This is a genomic window from Comamonas odontotermitis (genome assembly GCF_020080045.1).
Classification (GTDB): domain Bacteria; phylum Pseudomonadota; class Gammaproteobacteria; order Burkholderiales; family Burkholderiaceae_C; genus Comamonas; species Comamonas odontotermitis.
Genome location: NZ_CP083451.1, coordinates 2,701,559 through 2,710,000, shown reverse-complemented (window position 1 = coordinate 2,710,000; position 8,442 = coordinate 2,701,559). Strand labels below are relative to the sequence as shown.

The window sequence follows — 8,442 nt, the reverse complement described above, 5'->3', positions numbered from 1 at the left end:
AAGACGTGATAGCCTGCGAAAAGCTTCGGGGAGCTGGCAAATAAGCATTGATCCGGAGGTATCTGAATGGGGGAACCCACCTAGCAATAGGTATCACTGAGTGAATACATAGCTCAGTGAAGCGAACCTGGAGAACTGAAACATCTAAGTACCCAGAGGAAAAGACATCAACCGAGATTCCGATAGTAGTGGCGAGCGAATTCGGAGAAGCCTTGCAGTGATAGTCAGTGTGTTAACAAAACGGAATGGAAAGTCCGGCCATAGTGGGTGATAGCCCCGTATGTGAAAACGCATTGGTGGTACTAGGCTGCAGACAAGTAGGGCGGGGCACGAGAAACCCTGTCTGAACATGGGGGGACCATCCTCCAAGGCTAAATACTCATCATCGACCGATAGTGAACAAGTACCGTGAGGGAAAGGCGAAAAGAACCCCGGGAGGGGAGTGAAATAGATCCTGAAACCGCATGCTTACAAAAAGTCGGAGCCCTTAGGGGTGACGGCGTACCTTTTGTATAATGGGTCAGCGACTTACATTCAGTGGCAAGCTTAACCGAATAGGGAAGGCGTAGAGAAATCGAGTCCGAATAGGGCGACAAGTCGCTGGGTGTAGACCCGAAACCAAGTGATCTATCCATGGCCAGGATGAAGGTGCCGTAACAGGTACTGGAGGTCCGAACCCACTAGTGTTGCAAAACTAGGGGATGAGCTGTGGATAGGGGTGAAAGGCTAAACAAACTTGGAAATAGCTGGTTCTCTCCGAAAACTATTTAGGTAGTGCCTCAAGTATTACCTGCGGGGGTAGAGCACTGTTTAGGCTAGGGGGTCATGGCGACTTACCAAACCTATGCAAACTCCGAATACCGCAGAGTACAGCTTGGGAGACAGAGCACCGGGTGCTAACGTCCGGACTCAAGAGGGAAACAACCCAGACCGCCAGCTAAGGTCCCTAAAACGGGCTAAGTGGGAAACGAAGTGGGAAGGCTAAAACAGTCAGGATGTTGGCTTAGAAGCAGCCATCATTTAAAGAAAGCGTAATAGCTCACTGATCGAGTCGTCCTGCGCGGAAGATGTAACGGGGCTAAGCCAGTTACCGAAGCTGCGGATGTGCAATTTATTGCACGTGGTAGGAGAGCGTTCTGTAAGCCTGAGAAGGTGTCTGGTAACGGATGCTGGAGGTATCAGAAGTGCGAATGCTGACATGAGTAGCGTTAAAGCGGGTGAAAAGCCCGCTCGCCGTAAGCGCAAGGTTTTCTACGCAACGTTCATCGGCGTAGAGTGAGTCGGCCCCTAAGGTGAGGCAGAGATGCGTAACTGATGGGAAACAGGTCAATATTCCTGTACCGATGTGTAGTGCGATGTGGGGACGAAGAAGGTTAGCTCAGCCAACTGTTGGATATGTTGGTTCAAGCCTGTAGTCGTGCTCGGTAGGCAAATCCGCCGGGCTAAGATGAGGGGTGATAACGGGTCTGCTTGCAGACGAAGTGAGTGATACCCAGCTTCCAGGAAAAGCCACTAAGCTTCAGCTACACACGACCGTACCGCAAACCGACACTGGTGCGCGAGATGAGTATTCTAAGGCGCTTGAGAGAACTCAGGAGAAGGAACTCGGCAAATTGACACCGTAACTTCGGGAGAAGGTGTGCCGCAAGTAGGTGAAGTTGAACAAATGGAGCCCAAAGCGGTTGCAAAGAATAGGTGGCTGCGACTGTTTAATAAAAACACAGCACTCTGCAAACACGAAAGTGGACGTATAGGGTGTGACGCCTGCCCGGTGCTGGAAGATTAAATGATGGGGTGCAAGCTCTTGATTGAAGTCCCAGTAAACGGCGGCCGTAACTATAACGGTCCTAAGGTAGCGAAATTCCTTGTCGGGTAAGTTCCGACCTGCACGAATGGCGTAACGATGGCCACACTGTCTCCTCCTGAGACTCAGCGAAGTTGAAATGTTTGTGATGATGCAATCTCCCCGCGGAAAGACGGAAAGACCCCATGAACCTTTACTGTAGCTTTGTATTGGACTTTGAACAGATCTGTGTAGGATAGGTGGGAGGCTTTGAAGGGTGGATGCTAGTTCACCTGGAGCCGACGTTGAAATACCACCCTGGTGTGTTTGAGGTTCTAACCTTGGTCCATGATCTGGATCGGGGACAGTGCATGGTAGGCAGTTTGACTGGGGCGGTCTCCTCCCAAAGCGTAACGGAGGAGTTCGAAGGTACGCTAGTTACGGTCGGACATCGTGACGATAGTGCAATGGCATAAGCGTGCTTAACTGCGAGACTGACAAGTCGAGCAGATGCGAAAGCAGGACATAGTGATCCGGTGGTTCTGTATGGAAGGGCCATCGCTCAACGGATAAAAGGTACTCTGGGGATAACAGGCTGATACCGCCCAAGAGTTCATATCGACGGCGGTGTTTGGCACCTCGATGTCGGCTCATCTCATCCTGGGGCTGTAGTCGGTCCCAAGGGTATGGCTGTTCGCCATTTAAAGAGGTACGTGAGCTGGGTTTAAAACGTCGTGAGACAGTTTGGTCCCTATCTTCCGTGGGCGCTGCAGATTTGAGAGAGCCTGCTCCTAGTACGAGAGGACCGGAGTGGACACACCTCTGGTGTATCGGTTGTCACGCCAGTGGCATTGCCGAGTAGCTAAGTGTGGAAGAGATAACCGCTGAAAGCATCTAAGCGGGAAACTCGTCTCAAGATGAGATCTGCCGGGGGCTTGACCCCCTAAAGAGTCGTTCTAGACCAGGACGTTGATAGGTTGGGTGTGGAAGCGCAGCAATGCGTTAAGCTAACCAATACTAATTGCTCGTGCGGCTTGACCCTATAACTTTGATGATCCCTCCCTTAGATGGGATGCATGCAAAGACACTGCAACTGCAGTTATGCCCAAAGCGCAATCAAATTTAGCTGATAAGACTCTATGAATTCGCTGCGCTGCCTAACAAACCTGGCAGCAAAGCAAAAAGTTATGCCTGATGACCATAGCAAGTTGGTACCACTCCTTCCCATCCCGAACAGGACAGTGAAACGACTTCGCGCCGATGATAGTGCGGATTCCCGTGTGAAAGTAGGTCATCGTCAGGCTTTTATTCCCAAACCCCCTCAGTCTTCGACTGCGGGGGTTTTGCTTTTATTGCTTGCTATGCTCGATGCATGGTTCAAAAGGGTTTGATATGCAGTTGCAAGATATGTTGTACTCGCAAGGCTTTGGAATTCGCCGTGTGTGTTCGGGTCTGGTACAGCAAGGTTGGGTGCAGTTATGGAGTCGCGATACCGGAGAGTGGTTGCAGGTGACGGATTCGACTGCAGAAGTAGAGCCGGAGGGCCTGCGCTTCAAGGTTCAAGGCGTTGAGTGGGAGTACCACGCGTTAGGCTACGTTCTGCTGAACAAGCCTGTTGGAACGGAATGCTCGCAAAAGCCATCGTCCTATCCAAGTATCTATACCTTGTTGCCAGCGCCGCTGCGTAATCGCCCCAATAAGAATGCCATTCAAGGTGTGCAGGCGGTGGGGCGTCTCGATCAAGACACGACGGGCATGCTGCTTCTGAGTGATGATGGTCAGTTCATTCATCGCATGAGTTCTCCGAAGAAGCACGTGCCCAAGGTGTACCAGGTAGTTGCCAAGCATGCGGTAACACAGCAGCAGATTGATAGATTGCTGGAAGGGGTAGTACTGGATGATGATCCCAAGCCAGTCAAGGCGGCGGCTTGTGTCAGCATGGGAGACAATGCCTTGAGCCTGACCTTGACGGAGGGGAAGTACCACCAGGTCAAACGCATGCTGGCTGCGGTTGGAAATCGTGTGGAAGGATTGCATCGTTCCCAGATTGGCGGTTTGCATTTGCCGGAAGACCTGCAGCCAGGCCAATGGCGCTGGTTGACAGCGCAAGAGTTGGCCTTGCTGAAGCCATAAAGAGCCATAAGGCATGCTTTTAGCTCAGAGCAAGGGGGCTCGCTTCTGCGCCATGGCTCGCTCGAACAAGGAGAGATAGCGAGGAGCCACTGCAGAGATGTGGTAGCGTTTGCCGGTTTCTATGGCGGCTTGGGCGTAACGCGCGCGCCTTGCAGGATCTGCTCGTAACTGTTGTATGGCAGTGATCCAACTGTCGTCGTTGTCTGGCAGGAGGAGGCCGTTGACATCGTTCTGTATCAACTCGGGAATGAAGCCCCAGTTGGAACCAATCACGCAACCGCCACGCGCCAGGATTTCCATCAGTCCCCAGTTGGCTACACCATACCGCAATGGATACAGGAACAGATCAACACTGCTGAGCATCTGTGCAAACTCAGCATAGGGCAGGCGCCCGGGGAACTCGATCACCTCGGCTGCCGGATAGACTTTCAACAAGTGGTCCCGGAAGCTCGTTACCTTTCCCTGGTATTTGCGCTCCACCCATTGCTGTTCATACCCGTAGGTGGCAGCCGTTGGATCGCCAATGGCCAGAAAGCGCGTATTGCTTACGTTCCCTTCGCGAACCATCCGATCCACCAGCCTTACATAGGTTTCCAGTCCTTTGGCGCTGGACAGATCGCGCGCCGAGAAGGCAATGGTGAATACCTGCTTGTTGGAAGATGGCGCCGTGCTCGCATGCGGTGGGGCTTCAATATCAAAGCCTTCAAATTGCACTGCAATGCGGTCCTGCAACAGAGCGGGAAACATGGAGCGCGCATGTGCACTTGGAACAATGGTTAGATCACTGCACAGCACTTGGTGAAAATGTAGCATTTCCGTATTGCGATCACTCTGGCGTTGGGCTGCATCGGGGGGATAGGCGGCATCCCAACCATGCGCCAGATAGCTTGGAAATTCGATATAGCTGATGACCGCGGCGTCGATTTCACCGTAGAGCCAATTGGGAGCGCCCCACAATGAGTGGGCAACGACCAGATCGATTTTGCGTCCCTGCTTTTTTTCAAAATCCTTCAGCGCTGCAAGAACACCGCGGCAAATGCGGGCTGAACGCTCCACTTTGCTGGAGTAGTAGTAGCTTTGTGGTCCAACAATCTTGCCATCGGGTTGGAAGGACAATAGATGATCACATTGTGCTTCATGCTTGGCTTTGTGGCCTGGCGTTGTCATGAACCATGCGTCAGCCATTTTCTGGCTGCGCAGGTAACTGCACAGCAGGCTATATTGGCTTGGGTAGACAGCGCCCACAAAGACGATCAAAGGTTGGCTAGGCATGCGAGGGAGGTATGCTTTCTTGTAGGCTGCAGGCGCACCGACGAGCGCGCGCCATGAGCCGGATAGTTAGAAGTGGCCAAGTGGTGCCGGCGCGGATACCGGCACTTCGGGTTCGCCGTCGCTGATCTGGTATTTGCGCATTTTTTCCCAAAGCACCTTGCGGCTGATACCCAGCTGCTGGGCGGTCTGGAGCCGTTTCCAGTCATTGGCATTCAAGGCTGCAATAACACGGTTGCGCTCTTCCTGGTCCCAGTTGCTGCGATCCGCGATCAGTGGCTCGGCCTCTTCGATCTCGGCCGGAAAGGTGGTTGCGGCCAGGCTCTGGGCCTGCCGCAGGATTCGCTCGGTTGCACCATTGGCCAGCCAGTTCTGGGTCTGCCTTGCGGCGACGCCAATGCGCTCTGTCAGATTGCGCAGTTCGCGTACGTTACCGGGAAAGTACATCTGGGCAATCATGTCCATGATGAAAAATGGTGGCTCACCCAGCTGTTCCATTCGTTCCTTACCCACCACATTGCGCAATATGGAGTGAAAAATAGCCAGCTTGTCAGCCTCTCCACGCTCTTCGAGACTGGGGATTTGCAGTTCGATCACGGCCAGACGAAAGAACAGATCGGCCCTGAACTTTCCTTCATGCACCAGATTGCGCAAAGACTTGTTGGTGGCCGCTACCAGACGGAAGTCAAGCCGGACTGGTGATGCGGAGCCCAGACGGGTGACCGTGCGCTCTTCCAGCACCCGCAGCAATTTGACTTGCTGGTAAAGCGGTAGATCGGCAATTTCATCGAGAAACAAGGTGCCGCCATTGGCCTGTTCAAAGAAGCCTTTGTGTGCGGTTACAGCGCCGGTGAACGAGCCTTTTGCGTGGCCAAAGAAAAGTGACTCGAACAGGCCGTCAGGAATCGCCCCGCAGTTGACGACAATGAATGGTCCCTGGCCGTAGTGTGCATTGCGTTCATGCAACCGCTCGGCAATGCGTTCCTTGCCTGTACCGGTTTCGCCAAAGATCAGCACGCTGTGCTCACAGTCGGCAAAGGTGTCGGCATCATGCAGCAGGCGTTGCATGCAGTCCGCAACGGCGATGATGTCATCCGAACGCTGGACTTGCCGCTGCGTGCTTTGCAGGCGGCGCAGAATGCGCATCAGCATGGCGCGCAGTTCTGCACCGGTGAAGTCAAATGGAAGCACATGCGAGTACTCGGTGGCGTAGCTGCCGGCGCTTGTATCGCGCAGGCTGGAGCTGACCCATAGCACAGGCATGCCGCCATAGCTGCCTTCTACGCCTTGGCGCGTGAAGCGCGCACCCTCGAGCACCGACACGCTCACGACTGCTATTGCATTGCCGCCGTCGTGCACGCTGGAGAACGTGGACAAGCCGTCGGCGCGAACCACCTGCACATCCATATTGAGCATGCAGCGTTCCACGCGTTCGGCAATATCGGCTTGGCCTTCCCAGACGTAGATGACCAAATCGCTTGAATTCACTATTTCGGTTCTCCTATTTCTATCATGCTTGTATCCAGAGGATTCTTTACTCAGTAGACAAGTTGCGCATTGCCGCAACCCACGGATTTCACGTTGACATCATTGAGGCCCAACTCGATTCCCAACAGATCGCGCAGGACAGGACCTGCCAGTAAGTTCCCCAAAGGATCGAGAATTGCCTTGAGAACATCCAGCAGAGGAGCAAGCAGTACCTGGAGGAAGTTTTTGGGTTTGTTGCTGGGCTTCTTCAGGAGCTCCTCGCTCAGCTTGTCTCTCAGACATTGATTGAAAGCACTGGAAGAGTTGCCAGCGCTGGTGAGGCAAGAGCCTCCGCCGATGTATTTGGGGATCAGCAATCCGCCATCGACGCGTCCAACGCTGTCACCCCAGGTTTTCCATTCATTGGTTTGCCAGCAGAGGAAAGGAATACCAAGAAGGCATCCCTGTCCCGAACGGTCGATGTCTGCACTGAGGCGATTGACCAGTGCACCGGTGTCATAGGCACCAGGAATCGCAGGAATATGGATTCCCAGGTTCACCTTGGGCAGGGCGGACAAGGCGTTAGGGCCCGTGCCCAGGTAGTAGTCCGCCATGGTCTGGGCCGCTTGCAGATTTTCTGCGGGTGTCCACTGTGATTCATTGGGGGAGCCCAGCAAATTGCCTACCAGCCGCAGCAGCTCACCGACCAGGTTGGACAATGTCGTTCCCAGGTTCAGGGTGTTGCCATTCGTGCGCCATGAATCGCCAGCCTTCATATCTGGCGATGTGTAGGTGTTCTGGAGGGCATCAACATTGACGTGATTGTTGATCTTGATGAGCCCTAGAACGCTGACCAGGTCTTCGTTCTGGATGGTTTCGCAGATCGGTGTGCGTGTGGAAAATGGGTTTCCGGCGACTTTGCCGATACAGGCATTGGCGATGGACGCATCCACCCGAATTCTTGCGGTACTGTCCTTGCCCGGAACTTTGCAACTGATGTCCTGCACGGTGGCTTTGGCGCGCGTCACGTCGATGAATATGGGCAGCTTGATTCTTGTACCCAGAAGCTGCAAAAGACCGCCCAACACTCCACCGCTGGTGTCTACATCTGCATACAGCCGAACCTGGGCGTTGTAGGCGGTTGCACCCACCCCGCCTAGACCGATAGACGGGGGTTCGATGACACCGGCTTTGACCTGCAGCAGATTCGGCAGGATGCCGGGTATTTGTATGCCAAGGCCTGGGATGGAAACCCCTCGGCCCGAGGTGCCCACGCCGATAGCGGCCGTGACGACATCCAGAACGTCCAATTGCACATCCAGAGCGGATGCTGTGGTGCCGTCAGGCGCATGAATTCCCGCAAAAATGCCCGGCCCATTTGGGCCACTTCCCAGTGGGATCTCGAGGTTCAGGGCATCAATGCCCATCTGCAAGCCCAGCAGGCGCAGTATTTCGGCATTCAGGGCCAGCAACTCGGTATGGCCTCCCAGGGTCAGTGCAGTATTGAGCAGTTCGCCCAGCGCAATTTTTTTCGCGGCGAGCAGGTCGTTGAGATCGACCACGGACAGATTGGTGTCCAGCGGCAGGCCAAGGGCCTTGAGCAGGCCGCTGGCAGAAATTTTTGCCCCCACCAGGCCTTCATAACCTCCCGCGGAGACGCACGGGTTTCCGACACCAACGATTTTCAGTAGCTGTACCAACGGCGCCAGCTGCTGGTTGCAACCCACATTGAGAAGCGTTGTGCCCACCGAAAAGTTGACCAATGGTTCATTGAACTTGGCCACTGCCTC

4 protein-coding genes and 2 rRNA genes (1 of these 6 running past the window's edge) are annotated in these 8,442 nt (G+C 54.1%); 3 read left to right on the top strand and 3 right to left on the bottom strand.

Annotated elements, in window-relative coordinates; all coding sequences use genetic code 11:
• The 3 genes from LAD35_RS12590 to LAD35_RS12580 all read left to right on the top strand — a co-directional run.
• Positions 1–2,825: ribosomal RNA gene (locus LAD35_RS12590) — 23S ribosomal RNA — on the top strand; it begins 52 nt to the left of the window's first position.
• Between the two features lie 148 nt (positions 2,826–2,973).
• A 5S ribosomal RNA gene (rrf, locus tag LAD35_RS12585) occupies positions 2,974–3,086 on the top strand.
• Positions 3,087–3,175: 89 nt separating this feature from the next.
• Positions 3,176–3,916, top strand: a complete 741-nt coding sequence (locus tag LAD35_RS12580) for a 16S rRNA pseudouridine(516) synthase (RefSeq protein WP_224149404.1) — start codon at positions 3,176–3,178, stop codon at positions 3,914–3,916.
• A gap of 24 nt (positions 3,917–3,940) precedes the next feature.
• Here LAD35_RS12580 and LAD35_RS12575 read toward each other — a convergent pair whose 3' ends face one another.
• The 3 genes from LAD35_RS12575 to LAD35_RS12565 all read right to left on the bottom strand — a co-directional run bounded on the left by LAD35_RS12575 (position 3,941) and on the right by LAD35_RS12565 (position 8,436).
• A complete protein-coding gene (locus LAD35_RS12575) occupies positions 3,941–5,188 on the bottom strand; it encodes a glycosyltransferase (RefSeq protein WP_224149403.1) in 1,248 nt (415 codons plus the stop codon).
• A 66-nt stretch (positions 5,189–5,254) separates the two neighbouring features.
• Positions 5,255–6,673 (bottom strand): sigma 54-interacting transcriptional regulator, encoded by a 1,419-nt coding sequence (locus LAD35_RS12570; RefSeq protein ID WP_224149402.1) that lies wholly within the window; start codon positions 6,671–6,673, stop codon positions 5,255–5,257.
• Between the two features lie 50 nt (positions 6,674–6,723).
• On the bottom strand, positions 6,724–8,436 hold the full coding sequence (locus LAD35_RS12565; RefSeq protein ID WP_224152865.1) for a hypothetical protein: 1,713 nt from the start codon (positions 8,434–8,436) through the stop codon (positions 6,724–6,726).
• Positions 8,437–8,442 lie beyond the last annotated feature (6 nt).